Raw genomic sequence first — 18,434 nt, 5'->3', positions numbered from 1 at the left:
TGCTGGAAGGTTGCTGTGACCTCAGCGCGGCTTGGCCAGCGGGAACGGCAACGTCTCCCGGATGCTGCGGCCGGTGATCAGCATGACGACACGGTCGACGCCCACGCCCAGTCCGCCGGTCGGGGGCATCGCGTATTCGAGGGCCTGCAGGAAGTCCTCGTCGAGTTCCATTGCCTCCGGATCACCGCCGGCGGCCAGCAGTGACTGTTCCTGCAATCGTCGCCGCTGCTCGACCGGGTCGGTGAGTTCGCTGTAGGCGGTGCCCAATTCGACACCCCAGGCCACCAGATCCCAGCGTTCGGCGACGCCGGGGATGCTGCGGTGCGGCCGGGTCAGCGGGGACACCGAGGTGGGGAAGTCCTTGTAGAACGTCGGATGCTCGGTCTGGCCCTCGACGAGGCGCTCATAGAGTTCGAGCACGACCGCGCCGGCGTCCCAGTGCGTCAGGTACGGCACACCCGCGCCGTCGCACAGCGAGCGCAGGGTGTCCAGGTCGGTGTCGGGACCGATCTGGGTGCCGAGCGCCTCGGACACCGCGCCGTGCACCGTCTTCACCGGCCAGTCCCCGGAGATGTCGACCGCCTCCAGGGCGCCGTCGGCGCCGGGACGCATGACGACCTGGGATCCGTTGGCCGCCGCCGCGGCGTTCTGGATGAGCTGCCGGCAGCCGTGCATCCACACGTTGTAGTCGGCGTGTGCCTGGTAGGCCTCCAGCAGCGTGAACTCCGGGTTGTGGCTGAAGTCGACGCCCTCGTTGCGGAAGGCGCGGCCCAGTTCGAAGACCCGCTCCACCCCGCCGACGCACAGCCGCTTGAGGTAGAGCTCCGGCGCGATCCGCAGGTAGAGGTCCAGGTCGTAGGCGTTGATGTGGGTGACGAAGGGCCGGGCGTTGGCACCGCCGTGGATCTGCTGCAGGATCGGTGTCTCCACCTCGAGGAAACCCTTGCCCACCAGCGTCTCCCGGATGGCGTGCAGGATCCGGCTGCGGGCGGTGATCAGGTCGCGCGCGTCGGTGTTGATGGCCAGGTCGACATAGCGGGTGCGGACCCGGGCCTCGGGGTCGGTGAGCCCCTTCCACTTGTCGGGCAGTGGACGTAGGCACTTGCCGATCAACCGCCACCGGGTGACCAGCAGCGATGGTGTGCCGGACCGGCTGCGGCCCATGGTTCCGGTCACCTCGATCAGATCGCCGAGGTCGATCGCAGAGGTGAAGTCGGCATTGTGGCCGACGGTCAGTCGCGAATCATCCAGCAGCAGTTGCACGTCCCCGGACCAGTCGCGCAGCTGGGCGAACAGCACACCGCCGTAATCGCGCAGTCGCAGGATCCGGCCGGCCACCGTGACGGTCACATCGGCTGCGGTGGTGGCCAGCGCCTCCGCGACGGTGTGGCTGGGTGCCTCCCCGACGGGGTAGGCGTCGACACCGTTGTCCTGCAGCGCCTTCAGCTTCGCCATCCGGACCCGCACCTGCTCGGGCAGCCGGTGCTCGTCGGCGCCGGGCAGGTCCTCGGCCAGTGCGCTGACATCGGGTGCGCTGCCGTCGCCGTGCAGAAGGCCGCTGTCCACCAACACCTTCGGTGCGGCGACGTGTTCGCCGGTGTGGTCCTTGCGCCGTGAGAACGGCAGCACCAGGAATCCCTCGGCGATCACCGAGGCCACCCCGACCCGGGGGATCTCCCGGGTCTCCTCGTAGCAGGCGTAGCGCGGTACCCATTCCGGCTGGTACTTCATGTTCGACCGGTACAGCGTCTCCAGCTGCCACCACCGGGAGAAGAACACCAGCAGGGCCCGCCACAGTCGCGCGACCGGGCCCGCGCCGAGTTGGGCGCCCTGTTCGAAGGCCGAGCGGAACATCGCGAAGTTCAGTGAGATACGGCTGATGCCGAGGTCCTCGGCCTGCAGGCACAGCTCGCTGACCATCAGTTCGATGGTGCCGTTGGGAGACTGCGGCGAGCGGCGCATGACGTCCAGCGACACCCCGTTGGTGCCCCACGGCACCAACGACAGCATCGCGACGACCTGATCCGCGGAGCCGTCGGACCCGCCGTCGGTCACCGCCTCGACCAACAGGCAGTCACCGTCGGCCGGATCGCCGAGGCGGCCCAACGCCATCGAGAAACCGCGTTCGGTCTCGGTGTCGCGCCATTCGTCGGCCCGGGCGATCACCATCGCCATCGCATCGGCGGTCAGGTCGCGGTGCCTGCGGATGCGGACCGTCAGTCCGGCCCGCCGGGCCCGGGTGACGGCCTGCCGCACCGGCTTCATGTCCGGGCCGGACAGCTTGAACCGGTCCGGATGCAGGATCGCCTCGTCACCCAGTTCGATGGCGTTGAGGCCGGCGTCCCGGAACGCCTGCGCCGCCGCCGCACTGGCCCCCATCACGCCGGGCGCCCACCCGTAGGACTCGCAGAGCTTGAGCCAGGCGCCGATGGCGGCCGGCCAGGCCTTCGGATCGCCGACCGGGTCACCGCTGGCCAGGCACACGCCCACCTCGACGCGGTAGGTCACCGCGGCCCGGCCGTTGGGCGCGAACACCACGGACTTGTCCCGGCGGGTCGCGAAGTACCCCAGTGAATCGTTCTTGCCGTAGAGCTCCAGCAGGCCGCGGATGGCCGATTCGTCCGGCCCGGTCAACGCGTTGGTGGCGCGTTGGGAACGGAACAGCACGATCGCGGCGACCATCAGTGCCAACGCGCCGAACAGCCCCAGCAGCGCCCGCACCAGCACCCCGGGGTGCTGACCGTCGAAGACTTCGGCGTCGACCCCGGAGAATGCGACGACGCGGTTGGCGGCGTAGCCGAGCCGATAGTCCGGTTCCAGGGAGCCCGGGAACAGTTCCACCAGACCCCAGCCGATCAGAATGCCGGTCGCCATCCCGGCCAGCAGCGTGCCGATCGCCTTGATCAGGGCGCCGCGGCGCACCTTGGCCCAGAACTCGCGGCGGGCCAGGATCAGGAATCCGATGGCGGCCAGATGGAACACCAGCCCGATGACCTCACCGAACTCCGCCATGACGGTTTCGTCGCCGGTGGCCAGGTCGATGATGTTCACCGCGACCGCGGCGACCATGTAGAGCACCAGGATCCACCAGGCGATGCTCTTGCGCGCCGCGAGCGCGGCGGCCAGCAGGGCGAGGACGAACGCCCAGGCGAAGCTGGTGTCGGGGAAGTTGAACAGATAGTCGTTGACGAATTCGCGCGGCACCCGGATCACCGCGCGCACGAACGGCGAGATGCTCGCCACCAACGACAGGGTCGCGATGACGCCGACGATCCACCCCGCAGCGACGGGCACCCAGGCAAATCCGGAGGGTCGGCGGGGAGCGGGAGAGTGGGCCGACGGGGGCTGCGTGGTGGTGGCCGTCATAGGGCGCGAGAATATGCGCTTACCGGCTCAGATGGGTGTTTCTGCGGACTCCTGAGCGCGGCGGGTGTCGGGCCGCCTCACCAGACCGGGCCGGTGTATTTCTCGCCGGGCCCGTGCCCCGGTTCCTCCGGCGCGGCGCTGGCCTCGCGGAATGCCAGTTGCAGGCTCTTCAGCCCGTCCCGCAGCGGGCCGGCGTGCAGGCCCAGGAACTCTGCCGAGGAGGTCACCAGACCCGCCAGCGCGGTGATGAGCCGGCGGGCTTCGTCGAGGTCGCGGTGCGGGCTGTCGTCGGGATCCGCGGCGCCCAGGCCCAGCTTCTCGGCGGCCGCGCTCATCAGCATGACGGCCGAGCGGGTGATCACCTCGACCGCCGGGATCTCCGCGAGCTCTCTGATCTGCGGGTCTTCGGCGGACTGGGTTTTCTGATCGTCGGTCATGCCTGATAGAGTGGCACGATCGACCGTCCCGGCGAACGCCAGGGACAGTAAGTGGAGTCCCGCTCCCACCGCTGACCATACCGGTCCAGCGGTCCGGTCACAGGCATCTGCGGGTGCCCTGTTCTGCGCATGCGCAGGCGGCGTGAGCCGTGATCGGTCGGCACGGGCCCTGCTATATGCAGGGCCTTTCTGTTCGGAAGAACAGAACTGCTGATGGCGTTGGACTCCCTGCTGGCCCGGCCTTCCACACGGTCGTGGCACGAGCAGACAACGTAGGAGGCCCCATCAGCACTGAGACCCGCATCAACGAGCGTATCCGCGTACCTGAAGTTCGCCTGATCGGACCGAACGGCGAGCAGGTGGGCATCGTCCGTATCGAAGATGCTCTCCGCGTCGCCGTCGACGCCGATCTCGACCTTGTCGAAGTTGCCCCGGACGCCAAGCCGCCGGTGTGCAAGATCATGGACTACGGCAAGTTCAAGTACGAGACGGCACTCAAGGAGCGCGAGTCTCGCAAGAACCAACAGCAGACCGTCGTCAAGGAGCAGAAGCTCCGACCGAAGATCGACGATCACGATTACCAGACGAAGAAGGGCCACGTGGTCCGCTTCCTGGAGGCCGGGTCGAAGGTCAAGGTCACCATCATGTTCCGCGGTCGCGAGCAGTCCCGCCCCGAACTGGGTTACCGACTGCTGCAGCGTCTCGGCGCCGACGTCGCTGACTACGGTTTCGTCGAGACCTCCGCCAAGCAGGACGGCCGCAACATGACGATGGTGCTGGCACCGCACCGCGGCGCGAAGACCCGCGCCAAGGCTGCACACGATGCCGACGCCCCGACACCGCGGTCCGGGGGAGAGGCGAAGCCCGCCGAACCCGAGACCCCGCAGAACTAGTCACCACCACACGAACTGAGGACACATGCCCAAGGCAAAGACCCACAGCGGCGCATCCAAGCGCTTCCGCGTCACCGGAAGCGGCAAGGTCGTCCGGCAGAAGGCCGGCAAGCGCCACCTGCTCGAGCACAAGCCGAGCAAGCAGACCCGTCGCCTCGACGGCCGCACCGTGGTGGCCGCCAACGACACCAAGCGCGTCAAGAAGCTGCTGAACGGTTAATTCCGCTTCACCGACCAACTTTCACCCCGTTAGACAAGGAACACTCTCATGGCACGCGTGAAGCGCGCAGTCAACGCTCAGAAGAAGCGGCGCACAGTTCTCAAGGCGTCCAAGGGCTATCGCGGACAGCGTTCGCGGCTCTACCGCAAGGCCAAGGAGCAGCAGCTCCACTCGCTCACCTACGCCTACCGCGACCGTCGCGCGCGCAAGGGTGAGTTCCGCAAGCTGTGGATCTCGCGTATCAACGCCGCGGCCCGCGCCAACGACATCACCTACAACCGCCTGATTCAGGGCCTCAAGGCCGCCGGCGTCGAGGTGGACCGCAAGAACCTGGCCGAGATCGCCGTGAGCGATGCGGCCGCGTTCACCGCACTGGTCGAGGTTGCCAAGGCAGCCCTGCCCGAGGATGTCAACGCCCCGTCGGGTGAGGCAGCCTGAACGCTCCGTTGACGGAGCGGGCTGACCGGGTAGCCGCAGCCATCAAGCTGCAGCGACCCGCTGAACGTCGCCGCGCCGCACGCTTTCTCGCCGAGGGACCCAACCTCGTCGAGTCAGCGTTGCGGCGCGGTCTCGTTTCCGAGGTGTTCGTCACCGCCGATGCCGAGCAGCGTTTCCGCTCGCTGCTCGGTGACACACCGACCTACCTCGTCACCGACAAGGCCGCCAAGGCGTTGTCGGACACGGTGACCCCGGTCGGGCTGGTCGCCGTCTGCCGGATCCCGGAGGTGACGCTGGCCGAGGTGTTGCAGCAGCCGCGGCTGGTCGCGGTGGCCGTCGAGACCTCGGATCCGGGTAACGCCGGCACCCTGATCCGGCTTGCCGACGCGATGGGCGCCGATGCGCTGATCCTGGCCGGCAACAGTGTCGACCCGTACAACGCGAAATGCCTGCGCTCCTCGGCCGGCAGCATCTTCTCGGTCCCTGTGCTCTCGGCCCCCGACACGGGCGAGATGATCACACAGCTGGTGCACGCCGAGCTTGTGGTGATGGCCACGACGCTGGACGGTGAACGGTCGCTGGCCGATCTGGACCTGGCGGTGCCGACCGCCTGGCTGTTCGGCTCGGAGGCGCACGGACTGCCTGCCGAAGTCGCCGCGGCCGCCGATGTGCGGGTGACAATCCCGATGGCAGGCGGGGCCGAGAGTCTCAATGTGGCCGCCGCCGCGGCGATCTGCCTGTACCAGAGCTCCCGGGCGCACTCCTCATAGGCGTCCCGCGCCGAGATGCACATCACGGACGCTGCGAGGCCAGAATCCGACCTCGACGTGAATCTCGCCGACGATCAGCTGAGCAGCCCCCGCGCCACATGGGTGATCTGCACCTCGTTGGATCCGGCGTAGATCATCAGCGACTTGGCGTCGCGGGCCAGCTGTTCCACCCGGTACTCGGTCATGTACCCGTTGCCGCCGAACAGCTGCACGGCCTCCATCGCGACATCGGTGGCCGCCTGCGAGCAGTACCACTTGATCGCCGAGGCCTCGGCCAGTGAGATCGGCGCCCCCTGCTGGGCGGACTCGATGACCCGGAACAGCATGTTGCGCACGTTCATCCGAGCCACCTCCATGGTGGCAAGCTTGAGCTGGATCAGCTGGAACTGGCCGATCTCCTTGCCCCACAGCACCCGGTTCTTGGCGTAGTCCACCGACAGCCGCAAGCACTCCTCGATGACGCCGAGCGCCATCGCCGCCACGCCGATCCGTTCGGCCGAGAAATTGGAGCGGGCACTGTCCCGGCCGTCCCCGGAGGCGCTGTCCTCGGTCTCGCCGAGCAGTCGGTCGCGGCCCAGTCGCACATTGCTGAAGAACAGCTCGCCGGTGCGCGAGGAATGAATACCCATCTTCTGGAACGGTTTCGACTGGACGAAGCCCTCCATTCCTCGGTCCAGCACGAAGGTCAGCACCTTGCGGTCGCGCTTGTCGACGCCCGGTTCGTCCAGCTTGGCGTAGACCACGACGATATCGGCGTCGGGCCCGTTGGTGATGAACGTCTTCTGCCCGTTGAGGATGTAGTCCTCGCCGTCGCGCACCACGTAGGACTTCATCCCGCCGAAGGCATCCGAGCCGGAGTCGGGCTCGGTGATCGCCCACGCGCCGATCTTCTCGTAGGTCACCAGCCCGGGGAGCCAACGCTCCTGCTGGGCAAGGGTTCCGCGGCTCTGGATCGTCGGCACCGTCAGGCCCAGGCTGACACCGAGCCCGGTGACGATTCCCATCGACACCCGGCACAACTCGCTGATGAGCACGAAACCCATACCGGCCTGATCCGGGCCACCGCCGAACATGCCGCCCGAGGATTTCGGCTGGCCGCCGGAGCTGCCATCGCGCAGGCGGGACAGCCTGCGCTCCAACGATTCCCGCGCCATGGCATCGATACCGAAGGTCGCGAAGAGCTTGCGGACGATGGGATAGGGCTCCATATCGCCGCTCTCCAGCGCGTCGATATGCGGCCGGATCTCCTTGTCGACGAACTCACGCACCGCATCGCGCACGGCGATGTCGACATCAGACCATTCCAGCATCGGGTCAGGCAGCCTTCCGTTTGGCGGCCGGGCGCAACCCGGCCAGCGAAAATGTGGTGTGCAGCAACGAGCCCGCACGGTCGAGCAGGGACTTGTGTGGCGGCTGGTAGTGCATGGGCAGGCCGCGCCGGTCGGCCGGCGGCGCCATGAAGCCGGGTGCCTCCACCAGCGGGGCATCGGGGGCGAGGCGCCCGCCGGCCCGGCGGTAGGCCGACACCGCCCGCGGGTGCAGCCGGATCTCCTCCGGCACCGCGATGAAGGCGAGTTCGATCGCCTTGCCGAGCAGCCGCAGGATGATCTCGTCGCCGGGTGTCCAGCGCATCCCGGCCTTCTCCCGCAGCGTCGGGTCGAACACCCCCGCGGCCACCCACCGTTGCGCCCCCACCAGTGGTTTGAAGATCTGGTCCCACACCGGGGTCGGCATGAGTACGAACCACGGCTTGGGAATGCGGATGCTGAAGATGTCCAGAGTGGCCTGATTGATCTCGAGTTCCTCGCGGCAGGTGTGGTCCCAATAGTCCAGGAAGTCCTCCCAGGACGCCGGCACCGGACGCATGCTCATCCCGTACATCCGGTACCACTGCACGTGTTCGTCGAAGAGCTGGTGCTTCTCGGCCTCGGTCAGGCCGCCGCAGAAGTACTCGGCGGTCTTGATGATCAACATGAAGAACGTGGCGTGCGCCCAGTAGAAGGTCTCCGGATTGAGCGCGTGATACCGCCGGCCCTGCCCGTCCACACCCTTGATGTCGTGGTGGAAGCCCTTGATCTGGGCACCGGTGTCGGCCGCGCGGTCGCCGTCGTAGACCACACCCATGATCGGGTACACCGAGCGGGCCACCCGCTGCAGCGGCTCGCGCAGCAGGATCGAATGGTCCTCGACGCCGGCGCCGAGCTCGGGGTACATGTTCTGTATCGAGCCGATCCACACGCCGAGCAGGCCGGTGCGCAGATCGCCGAAGTACTTCCACGTCAGCGAATCGGGCCCGAGCGGAATCGGCTTCGGGACAGCGGTCGGATCGGGGCCGGTCGATGCAGCGGTCATGGCGTCCTCGTCGAGCCTTGAAAACCACGGTTGTCCGGCCACCATATGCGTGACAACGCGCGTTGTCTATGACACCGGGCGACCTGCCGGCGCGTCGTTATGTGGCGGCGATACGGCCGCCGCGCGGCCGTGACCTGGCCGTTCAACACCGCCGCCACGGTGTGAGCAAGGTCGTCGCGGGACGTCATTGCCGGTACCGGCGGTGCCACCTAGGGTGGCGCTGTGGATGCCGAATCGTTCGAGGAACGATCCGCACGCCCGGCAGAGTCCAGGCCCTCCGAGGTGCCGCGCCGGCCCGGTCCGTTCGGCTGGCTGTCGGCCACCAACCACAACGCCGACGTCGTCGCCATGATCCGGCGGGCCCGGCGCTCGCTGCCCGGGGACCCCGAGTTCGGTGATCCGCTGTCGACGGCAGGCGAGGGCGGTCCGCGCGCCGCCGCCCGGGCGGCCGACCGGCTGCTGGAGCGCGAAGCGGTGTCCCGTGAGATCAGCCTGGGCGCGCTGCAGGTCTGGCAGGCGCTGACCGAGCGCGTCTCCGGCAAGCCGGCCAACCGGGAGATGACGCTGGTCTTCACCGACCTGGTCGGCTTCTCGGCGTGGTCGCTGCGGGCCGGTGACGACGCCACCCTGCGACTGCTGCGCCGCGTCGCTCAGGTGACCGAGCCGCCGCTGCTGGCCCAGGGCGGTCACATCGTGAAGCGGATGGGCGACGGCGCCATGGTGGTGTTCTCCGATCCGGCGACGGCCATCCGCGCGGTGCTGGCGGCACTGGATGCGGTGAGCACCGTCGAGGTGGACGGGTACACGCCGCGCATGCGGGCCGGGATCCACACCGGTCACCCGCAGCGCATCGGTTCGGACTGGCTCGGGGTGGACGTCAACATCGCGGCCCGGGTGATGGAGCGCGCCACCAAGGGCGGGCTGGTCATCTCGCACACCACGCTGGAGGCCATCGACGCCGAGCAGTTCGCGGCGTTGGGGATCAGCGCCAAACGGGTGCGCAAGCAGTTGTTCGCCACCAGGCCCAGCGGGGTGCCCGAGGATCTGGTCATGTACTGGGTGAAACCGCTACCGCAGGTGGCCGGCGCCGACGGCGAGACCGAGGACGCCGAGGGTGCGTGACGTCGCTCTCAGAACACCATCACCTATGATCGCCGGGTGACGGAGCTCTCAGAAGATGCCCTGATCAGCGCAGTTGCCGCGGCTCGGCAGGCCTTCGCGGCCGCCGCCGACCTGGACGCGCTGGCCCGGGCGAAGACCGAACACCTCGGTGACCGTTCCCCGATCGCGTCGGCTCGCCAGGCGCTGGGCACGCTGCCCAAGGCCGAGCGGGCCGACGCCGGCAAGCGGGTCAACGTCGCGCGGACCGAGGCGCAGCAGAGCTACGACGACCGGCTGGCGGTGCTGCGCGCCGAGCGCGACGCGGCCGTGCTGGTCGCCGAGCGCATCGATGTCACGCTCCCGTCGACGCGCCGCCCGGTCGGGGCGCGGCACCCGATCACGCTGCTCACCGAACGGATCGCCGACACCTTCGTGGCGATGGGCTGGGAGTTGGCCGAAGGTCCCGAGGTGGAGACCGAGCAGTTCAACTTCGACGCGCTGAACTTCCCGCCCGACCATCCGGCCCGCAGCGAGCAGGACACCTTCCAGGTCGCCCCGGACGGTTCGCGGCAGGTGCTGCGCACCCACACCTCGCCGGTGCAGATCCGCGCCCTGCTGGAACGCGAACTGCCGGTCTACATCATCTCGCTGGGGCGGACCTTCCGCACCGACGAACTCGACGCCACCCACACCCCGGTGTTCCATCAGGTCGAGGGGCTGGCCGTCGACAAGGGACTGACCATGGCCAACCTGCGCGGCACGTTGGATGCGTTGGCACGCGCCGAGTTCGGGCCCGCGGGCCGGACCAGGTTCCGGCCGCACTTCTTCCCGTTCACCGAGCCGTCGGCCGAGGTGGATGTCTGGTTCGAGAACAAGAAGGGCGGACCTGGCTGGGTCGAGTGGGGTGGTTGCGGCATGGTGAACCCGAATGTGCTGCGCGCCTGTGGAATCGACCCGGCTGAATACTCCGGCTTCGCCTTCGGCATGGGATTGGAGCGAACCCTGCAGTTCCGCAACGGTATTCCGGACATGCGCGATATGGTCGAAGGCGACGTGCGGTTCTCGCTGCCGTTCGGGGTGGGTGCCTGATGCGCGTTCCCTACAGCTGGCTGCGTGACACCGTTCGGCTCGGCGCTCCGGGCTGGGACGCTTCGGTCGACGAGCTGGAGCAGATCCTGATCCGGATCGGTCACGAGGTCGAGGAAATCATCCCGGTCGGTCCGGTCACCGGACCGCTGACGGTCGGCCGGGTGGCCGAGATCGAGGAGCTCACCGAGTTCAAGAAGCCGATCCGGGCCTGCAAGGTCGACGTCGGCGAGCCGGAACCTCGCGACATTGTCTGTGGTGCACAGAATTTCGCCGTCGGCGATCTGGTGGTCGTCGCACTGCCCGGCACCGTCCTGCCCGGTGACTTCGAAATCGCCAAGCGCAAGACCTACGGTCGCACCTCCGACGGGATGATCTGCTCGGCCTCCGAGCTCAACCTCGGCGGCGACCACTCCGGCATCATGGTGCTGCCGCCCGGTACGGCCGAGCCCGGTGCCGCTGCCATCGACGTGGTCGGCCTCGACGACGTGGTGTTCCACCTGGCGATCACTCCCGATCGCGGCTACTGCCTGTCGTTGCGCGGTCTGGCCCGCGACATCGCCTGTGCCGCCGATCTGGAGTTCGTCGACCCCGCCGATGTGCCCGCACTGCCGGTCGAGGGGGAGGCCTGGCCGCTGACGATCCAGCCGGGTACCGGGGTGCAGCGCTTCGGCCTGCGGCCGGTGAGCGGTATCGATCCCACGGCGGTGTCGCCGTGGTGGCTGCAGCGCCGGCTGCTGCTGTCCGGTATCCGGGCCATCTCGCCGGCGGTCGACGTCACCAACTATGTGATGCTCGAACTGGGCCACCCGATGCACGCCCATGACCGGTCGCTGATCACCGGCGGCTTCGAAGTGCGTTTCGCCGCGCAGGGCGAGAAGGTCACCACCCTCGACGATGTCACCCGCACGCTGCACGACACCGATGTGCTGATCGTCGACGATGTCGCCACCGCCGCGATCGGCGGCGTGATGGGCGCCGGCACCACCGAGGTGCGCTCGACGACCACCGACGTGCTGCTCGAAGCCGCGGTCTGGGATCCGGCGGCGGTGTCGCGGACCCAGCGCAGGCTGCGACTGGTCAGCGAGGCCGGCCGGCGCTACGAGCGCACCGTCGATCCGGCCATCTCGGTGGCCGCGCTGGACCGCTGCGCCGCGCTGCTCGCCGAGATCGCCGGCGGCACCGTCGAACCCACCCTGACCGACTGGCGGGGCGACCCGCCCCGCGACGATTGGTCACCGGCACCGGTGAGCATGCCCGCCGACCTGCCCGACCGGGTCGCGGGCGTGCGCTATCCGGCGGGTGTCGCCGCCCGTCGGCTGACCCAGATCGGTGCCGCGGTCACCGAGTCCGACGGTGTGTTGACCGCGGTCCCGCCGAGCTGGCGGACCGACCTGCGTGAGCCCGCCGATCTGGTCGAGGAGGTGCTACGACTGGAGGGGCTCGACATCATCCCGTCGGTACTGCCCCTGGCGCCGCCCGGGCGCGGTCTGACACCGGTGCAGAAGCGTCGCCGGGCCGTCGGCAAATCGCTGGCGCTGGAGGGGTTCGTCGAGGTGCTGCCGACCCCGTTCCTGCCCGCGGGCGTGTTCGACCAGTGGGGTCTTCCCGACGACGACCCGCGCCGCGCCACGGTGACACTGCTGAACCCGCTGGAGGCCGACCGTCCGCAGCTGGCCAGCACGCTGCTGCCGGGGCTGCTGGAGGCGTTGGCGCGCAACGTGTCCCGCGGTGCCGTGGACACCTCGCTGTTCGCGATCTCCCATGTCGCGCGGCAGACCGCCGACACCCGCGCGGTGGATCGCATCCCGACCGATCGCCGCCCGACCGACGAGGAGATCGCCGGGCTGGACCGCTCACTGCCGCGCCAGCCCGAGCACGTCGGCGTCGTGCTGGCCGGGCTGCGCGAGCCTGCCGGACCGTGGGGGCCCGGCCGCAGGGTCGAGGCCGCCGACGCCTTCGAGGCGGTGCGGGCCATCGGCCGTGCCGTCGGGGTCGAGCTGACCCTGCGCGCCGCTGCGCACCTGCCCTGGCATCCGGGCCGGTGCGCCGAGGTGCTGGTCGGCGATCTCACGGTGGGCCATGCCGGCCAGCTGCATCCGGCGGTCATCGAGCGGACCGGGCTGCCCGCGGGCACGTGCGCGGTGGAACTGAACCTGGACGACATCCCGATCGTCGAACGGCTGCCCGCACCGTCGGTGTCGCCGTTCCCGGCGGTGTTCCAGGACATCAGCCTCACCGTCGCCGCTGACGTCGCCGCCCAGGCGGTGGTCGACGCGGTCCGTGACGGCGCCGGCGACCTGCTGGAGGACGTCCGGTTGTTCGATGTCTACACCGGCCCGCAGATCGGGGAGGGGCGCAAGTCGCTGACCCTGGCGCTGCGGTTCCGGGCCGCGGACCGGACGCTGACCGAGGACGAGGCGAGCGCCTCCCGTGATGCTGCCGTCGCCGCGGCCGCCGAGCGGGTCGGGGCGGTACAGCGCGCCTGATTCTTCCGGCGAGCTCGGGAGCGGGCTAATGAGTTTGCATTCGTCTGCATAACGATGCAAAGATCATGATATGACTTCCGTAGCCGTCGCCGGTGCCAGCGGGTACGCGGGCGGCGAGATCCTGCGCCTGCTGCTGGGCCATCCTGCCTACGCCGACGGCCGCCTGACCATCGGCGCGCTGACCGCCGCGGCCAGTGCCGGCAGCACGCTCGGTGAGCACCATCCGCACCTGCTGCCGTTGGCCGACCGGGTGCTGCAGGCCACCGATGCCGATCTGCTGGCCGGACACGACGTGGTGTTCCTCGGTCTGCCGCACGGTCACTCGGCCGCGCTGGCCGAGCAGTTGGGCGACACCGTGATCATCGACTGCGGTGCCGACTTCCGGCTCACCGATGCCGCCGACTGGGAGAAGTTCTACGGCAGCGCGCACGCCGGCACCTGGCCCTACGGGCTGCCCGAACTCCCCGGCGGCCGCGAGGCGCTCACCGGCGCCACCCGGATCGCCGTGCCCGGCTGCTACCCGACCTCGGCGCTGCTGGCGCTGATGCCGGCCGTCGCGGCGGACCTGGTGGAGCCGAAGGTCACCGTCGTCGCGGTCAGCGGCACCTCCGGAGCGGGCAAGTCCGCGAAGGTCGACCTGCTCGGCGCCGAGGTCATCGGCTCGGCCCGGGCCTACAACGTCGGCGGCAAGCACCGGCACACCCCGGAGATCGCGCAGGGCCTGCGCACGGTCACCGACAAGCCCGTCACGGTGTCTTTCACGCCCGTGCTCATCCCCACCTCGCGCGGCATCCTGGCCACCTGCACGGCCCCGACGGAGGCCTCGGCGGCCGAGATTCGCGCTGCCTATGAAAAGGCCTACGCCGATGAACCGTTCATCCATCTGCTGCCCGATGGGCAACTGCCCAGGACCGGCTCGGTGATCGGCAGCAACGCCGCGCAGATCGCCGTCGCCGTCGACGACGAGGCCAAGACGCTGGTGGCCATCTGTGCCATCGACAACCTCACCAAGGGCACCGGAGGTGCGGCGGTGCAGTCGATGAACCTGGCGCTGGGTTGGCCGGAGACCGAAGGACTGTCGACCGTGGGAGTGGCACCGTGACCGGCACACTGGTTCGACATCAGGGCGTGACGGCGCCGGCGGGCTTCCGGGCCACCGGAATCGCGGCCGGTATCAAGGCCTCCGGGGCGCTGGATCTGGCGCTGGTCTTCAACGAGGGCCCCGATCACCACGCCGCGGGTGTGTTCACCCGCAATCAGATCAAGGCCGCACCGGTGCAGTGGTCCCAGCAGGTGCTCACCACGGGCCGATTGCGCGCGGTCATCCTGAACTCCGGCGGCGCCAACGCCTGCACCGGGCCGGGTGGATTCCAGGACACCCACGCCACCGCCGAGGCGGTCGCCGCGGCGCTCAGCGACTGGGGCACCGAGACCGGTGCCATCGAGGTTGCGGTGTGCTCTACCGGTCTGATCGGCGACCGGTTGCCGATGGACAAGGTGCTGGCTGGGGTCAGCGAGAGCGTGCGCGAGATGGCGGGCGGTCTCGGCGGCGGCGACGAAGCCGCCCGGGCCATCATGACCACCGACACGGTGCCCAAACAGGTTGCGCTGCACGCGGACAACTGGACCGTCGGCGGGATGGCCAAGGGTGCGGGCATGCTCGCCCCCTCGCTGGCCACCATGCTGGTGGTCATCACCACCGACGCCGCCGCCGACCCGGCCGCACTGGACACCGCGCTGCGGCGGGCCACGGCGCGGACCTTCGACCGCCTCGACGTCGACGGCAGCTGCTCGACCAACGACACGGTGCTGCTGCTGGCCTCGGGCGCCAGTGCGGTCAGCCCGAGCCAGGACGACCTGGACGCGGCCGTCTTCGCCGTCTGCGACGACCTGTGCGCGCAGTTGCAGGCCGACGCCGAGGGCGTCACCAAGCGCATCACGATCACCGTCGGCGGCGCGGCGTCCGAGGACGACGCGCTGGTCGCGGCCCGGGCGATCGCCCGCGACAGCCTGGTCAAGACCGCGCTGTTCGGCTCGGACCCCAACTGGGGCCGGGTGCTCGCCGCCGTCGGCATCGCCCCGGTGGCCCTGGACCCACAGCGGATCAGCGTGTCCTTCAACGGTTCTCCGGTGTGTATCGACGGTGCCGGCGCCCCGGGTGCGCGCGAGGTCGATCTGTCCGGTGACGAGATCGACGTGCTGGTCGACCTGGCCGCCGGCGCTGCCTCCGCGTCGATCCGGACCACCGACCTGTCGCACGCCTACGTCGAAGAGAACTCGGCATACAGCTCATGACGAACACGTCACTGAAGGCGGCGGTGCTGGCCGAGGCCCTGCCCTGGCTCAAGCAACTGCACGGCAAGATCGTGGTGGTCAAGTACGGCGGCAACGCCATGACCGATGACACTCTCAAGGCCGCGTTCGCCGCCGACATGGTGTTCCTGCGCAACTGTGGGATCCGGCCCGTCGTCGTGCACGGTGGCGGCCCGCAGATCAGCGCCATGCTCAAGAAGCTCGGCATCGCAGGCGATTTCAAGGGCGGGTTCCGGGTCACTACCCCCGAGGTGCTCGACGTCGCCCGGATGGTGTTGTTCGGGCAGGTGGGCCGTGAACTCGTCGGGCTGATCAACGCGCACGGACCGTACGCCGTCGGCGTCACCGGCGAGGATGCCCAGCTGTTCACCGCCGTGCGCCGCAGCGTGACCGTCGACGGTGTCGCCACCGACATCGGACTGGTCGGCGACGTCGAACACGTCAACGCCGGCTCGCTGCTGGATCTCATTGCCGCCGGCCGAATCCCGGTGGTGTCGACCATCGCCCCCGATGTCGACGGGGTGGTGCACAACATCAACGCCGACACCGCGGCCGCGGCGCTGGCCGAGGCGCTGGGCGCGGAGAAGCTGCTGATGCTCACCGATGTCGAAGGCCTCTACACCGACTGGCCGGACCGCACCTCGCTGGTCAGTGAGATCGACAGCGCGGCGCTGACCCAGCTGTTGCCGACGCTGGAATCGGGCATGGTGCCCAAGATCGAGGCCTGCCTGCGCGCCGTCAACGGTGGGGTCCCCAGCGCGCACGTCATCGACGGCCGCGTCGAACACTGCGTGCTGGTCGAGCTTTTCACCGATGAAGGAACCGGAACCAAGGTGGTACCCGCCCCATGAGTCAACTCCAGACCCGCTGGGAAGCGGTGATGATGAACAACTACGGCACCCCGCCACTGGCCCTGGTCGCCGGGGACGGCGCCGTGGTCACCGACGAGTCCGGCAAGAACTATCTCGACCTGCTCGGCGGAATCGCGGTCAACCTGCTCGGCCACCGCCACCCCGCGGTCATCGAGGCCGTCACCGCGCAGCTCAACACCCTGGGCCACACGTCGAATCTGTATGCCACCGAACCCGGTATCGCTCTGGCGGAGAAGCTGGTCGATCACCTCGGAGCGTCGGGGGCGAGCGAAGCGACGGGGGATGTCACCGCCAGAGCGTTCTTCTGCAACTCCGGGACCGAGGCCAACGAGGTCGCCTTCAAGATCACCCGGCTCACCGGACGCACGAAGGTCGTTGCCGCCGAGGGTGGCTTCCACGGCCGCACGATGGGATCACTGGCGCTCACCGGCCAGCCCGCCAAGCGGGCGCCGTTCGAGCCGCTGCCCGGCGACGTCACCTTCGTGCCCTACGGCGACGCCGGGGCGCTGCGCGCCGCCGTCACCGACGAGACCGCCGCGGTGTTCCTGGAGCCGATCATGGGGGAGGGCGGCGTCGTCGTCCCGCCGCCCGGCTACCTGGCCGCGGCCCGTGAGATCACGACCGCACACGGCGCGTTGCTGGTGCTCGACGAGGTGCAGACCGGCGTCGGGCGTACCGGAGCGTTCTACGCCCACCAGCACGACGGCATCACCCCCGATGTCGTCACCCTGGCCAAGGGCCTGGGCGGCGGCCTGCCGATCGGCGCGTGCCTGGCCCTCGGTGCCACCGCCGACCTGCTGACCCCGGGCCTGCACGGCAGCACCTTCGGCGGTAACCCGGTCAGCACCGCGGCGGCGCTGGCGGTGCTGCGCACGCTGGCCGACGATGACCTGGTCGCCCGGGCCGGGGTGGCGGGCAAGACGATGACCCACGGCATCGAGGAGATCGGCCACCCGCTGGTCGACCACGTCCGTGGCAAGGGCCTGCTGATCGGCATCGCGCTGCGCCAGGACAAGGCCAAGGCGGTCGAAGCCGTCGCGCGTGAGGCCGGTTTCCTGGTCAACGCCGCCGCGGCCGACGTGATCCGGTTGGCCCCGCCGCTGATCATCACCGACGCCCAGATCGACGACTTCCTCACCGCACTGCCCGCGGTGCTCGACAAAGGATCGCTGTGACACGACATTTCCTGCGCGATGACGACCTGACCCCCGACGAACAGGCCGAGGTGCTGGCGCTGGCGGCCGAACTGAAGGCGGCGCCGTTCTCCCGGCGTCCGCTGGAGGGCCCGCGCGGCGTCGCCGTCATCTTCGAGAAGAACTCCACCCGCACCCGGTTCTCGTTCGAGATGGGGATCGCCCAGCTCGGCGGGCACGCCGTCGTCGTCGACGGCCGCAGCACCCAGCTCGGCCGGGAAGAAACCCTGGAGGACACCGGCGCGGTGCTGTCGCGCTACGTGGACGCCATCGTGTGGCGGACGTTCGCCCAGGAACGCCTGAGCGCCATGGCATCCGGGTCGACGGTCCCGATCGTCAACGCGCTGTCCGACGAGTTCCACCCGTGCCAGGTGCTCGCCGATCTGCAGACCCTGGCCGAGCGCAAGGGCGACCTGAAGGGGTTGACGATGACCTACCTCGGCGACGGCGCCAACAACATGGCGCACTCGCTGATGCTGGGCGGGGTGACCGCCGGCGTCAGCGTCACCATCGCCGCACCGGCCGGCTTCGAACCGCACCCGCAGTTCGTCGAGGCCGCCCGCCGCCGGGCCGCTGAGACCGGCGCGACGGTCACCCTCACCGCCGACCCCAGGGCCGCCGTCGACGGGGTGGACGTGCTGGTCACCGATACCTGGACCTCGATGGGGCAGGAGAACGACGGCCTGGACCGGGTGCGCCCGTTCCGCCCGTTCCAGGTCAACGCCGACCTGCTCACGCTGGCCGACCCGGATGCCGTTGTGCTGCACTGCCTTCCGGCGCACCGCGGACACGAGATCACCGATGAGGTGATCGACGGCCCGCAGAGCGCGGTGTTCGACGAGGCCGAGAACCGGCTGCACGCCCAGAAGGCGCTGCTGGCTTGGCTCTTGGAGCGTTCCTGACA

At 69.3% G+C, this 18,434-nt stretch carries 16 protein-coding genes; 12 read left to right on the top strand and 4 right to left on the bottom strand.

From position 1 onward, the window contains the following. Positions 1-21: 21 nt before the first annotated feature. Together lysX and BST17_RS22220 are read right to left on the bottom strand one after the other, a co-directional pair. A complete protein-coding gene (gene lysX, locus BST17_RS22225) occupies positions 22-3,366 on the bottom strand; it encodes a bifunctional lysylphosphatidylglycerol synthetase/lysine--tRNA ligase LysX (protein WP_083061073.1) in 3,345 nt (1,114 codons plus the stop codon). 77 nt (positions 3,367-3,443) lie between these two features. Beyond that, a complete protein-coding gene (locus tag BST17_RS22220) occupies positions 3,444-3,803 on the bottom strand; it encodes a DUF1844 domain-containing protein (RefSeq protein ID WP_083061072.1) in 360 nt (119 codons plus the stop codon). 254 nt (positions 3,804-4,057) lie between these two features. Between BST17_RS22220 and infC the strand changes: the two genes are divergently transcribed. The 4 genes from infC to BST17_RS22200 are packed head-to-tail and all read left to right on the top strand — an operon-like array spanning position 4,058 to position 6,124. Then, positions 4,058-4,696, top strand: coding sequence for a translation initiation factor IF-3 (infC, locus tag BST17_RS22215; protein ID WP_083061071.1), 639 nt, complete (start codon positions 4,058-4,060; stop codon positions 4,694-4,696). 25 nt (positions 4,697-4,721) lie between these two features. Then, positions 4,722-4,916, top strand: coding sequence for a 50S ribosomal protein L35 (gene rpmI / locus BST17_RS22210; protein WP_019511535.1), 195 nt, complete (start codon positions 4,722-4,724; stop codon positions 4,914-4,916). Positions 4,917-4,964: 48 nt separating this feature from the next. Continuing rightward, positions 4,965-5,354 (top strand): 50S ribosomal protein L20, encoded by a 390-nt coding sequence (rplT, locus tag BST17_RS22205; protein WP_011560372.1) that lies wholly within the window; start codon positions 4,965-4,967, stop codon positions 5,352-5,354. Positions 5,355-5,362: 8 nt separating this feature from the next. Then, a complete protein-coding gene (locus tag BST17_RS22200) occupies positions 5,363-6,124 on the top strand; it encodes a TrmH family RNA methyltransferase (protein ID WP_083061070.1) in 762 nt (253 codons plus the stop codon). Positions 6,125-6,198: 74 nt separating this feature from the next. Here BST17_RS22200 and BST17_RS22195 read toward each other — a convergent pair whose 3' ends face one another. Beyond that, entirely contained in the window at positions 6,199-7,434 is a 1,236-nt protein-coding gene (locus tag BST17_RS22195) for an acyl-CoA dehydrogenase family protein (protein ID WP_083061069.1), read from the bottom strand. Between the two features lie 4 nt (positions 7,435-7,438). Then, a complete protein-coding gene (locus BST17_RS22190) occupies positions 7,439-8,476 on the bottom strand; it encodes an oxygenase MpaB family protein (RefSeq protein WP_083061109.1) in 1,038 nt (345 codons plus the stop codon). 222 nt (positions 8,477-8,698) lie between these two features. Between BST17_RS22190 and BST17_RS22185 the strand changes: the two genes are divergently transcribed. The 8 genes from BST17_RS22185 (at position 8,699) to argF (ending at position 18,432) form a co-directional block, all read left to right on the top strand. Then, the gene (locus BST17_RS22185) at positions 8,699-9,598 is read left to right on the top strand and encodes an adenylate/guanylate cyclase domain-containing protein (RefSeq protein WP_083061068.1); all 900 of its coding nucleotides are present in this window, start codon (positions 8,699-8,701) and stop codon (positions 9,596-9,598) included. Between the two features lie 36 nt (positions 9,599-9,634). Then, complete coding sequence (pheS, locus tag BST17_RS22180; RefSeq protein ID WP_083061067.1) at positions 9,635-10,666, top strand: phenylalanine--tRNA ligase subunit alpha; 1,032 nt, start codon at positions 9,635-9,637, stop codon at positions 10,664-10,666. Beyond that, positions 10,666-13,152 carry a phenylalanine--tRNA ligase subunit beta gene (gene pheT, locus BST17_RS22175; RefSeq protein ID WP_083061066.1) on the top strand — a complete coding sequence of 829 codons (2,487 nt, stop codon included), beginning with the start codon at positions 10,666-10,668 and terminating at the stop codon, positions 13,150-13,152. Before pheS ends, pheT begins: the two co-directional genes overlap by 1 nt. A 70-nt stretch (positions 13,153-13,222) precedes the next feature. Beyond that, the gene (argC, locus tag BST17_RS22170) at positions 13,223-14,254 is read left to right on the top strand and encodes an N-acetyl-gamma-glutamyl-phosphate reductase (protein WP_083061065.1); all 1,032 of its coding nucleotides are present in this window, start codon (positions 13,223-13,225) and stop codon (positions 14,252-14,254) included. Then, the gene (argJ, locus tag BST17_RS22165; RefSeq protein WP_109750249.1) at positions 14,251-15,447 is read left to right on the top strand and encodes a bifunctional glutamate N-acetyltransferase/amino-acid acetyltransferase ArgJ; all 1,197 of its coding nucleotides are present in this window, start codon (positions 14,251-14,253) and stop codon (positions 15,445-15,447) included. The genes argC and argJ overlap by 4 nt, the downstream gene beginning before the upstream one ends. Next, entirely contained in the window at positions 15,444-16,316 is an 873-nt protein-coding gene (argB, locus tag BST17_RS22160; RefSeq protein ID WP_083061063.1) for an acetylglutamate kinase, read from the top strand. The genes argJ and argB overlap by 4 nt, the downstream gene beginning before the upstream one ends. Continuing rightward, on the top strand, positions 16,313-17,512 hold the full coding sequence (locus BST17_RS22155) for an acetylornithine transaminase (protein WP_083061062.1): 1,200 nt from the start codon (positions 16,313-16,315) through the stop codon (positions 17,510-17,512). The genes argB and BST17_RS22155 overlap by 4 nt, the downstream gene beginning before the upstream one ends. After that, positions 17,509-18,432 (top strand): ornithine carbamoyltransferase, encoded by a 924-nt coding sequence (gene argF / locus BST17_RS22150; protein WP_083061061.1) that lies wholly within the window; start codon positions 17,509-17,511, stop codon positions 18,430-18,432. Before BST17_RS22155 ends, argF begins: the two co-directional genes overlap by 4 nt. Positions 18,433-18,434 lie beyond the last annotated feature (2 nt).

It is taken from the genome of Mycolicibacterium bacteremicum (assembly GCF_002086115.1).
Classification (GTDB): Bacteria; Actinomycetota; Actinomycetes; order Mycobacteriales; family Mycobacteriaceae; genus Mycobacterium; species Mycobacterium bacteremicum.
This window is presented reverse-complemented; position numbering and strand designations above follow the sequence as displayed.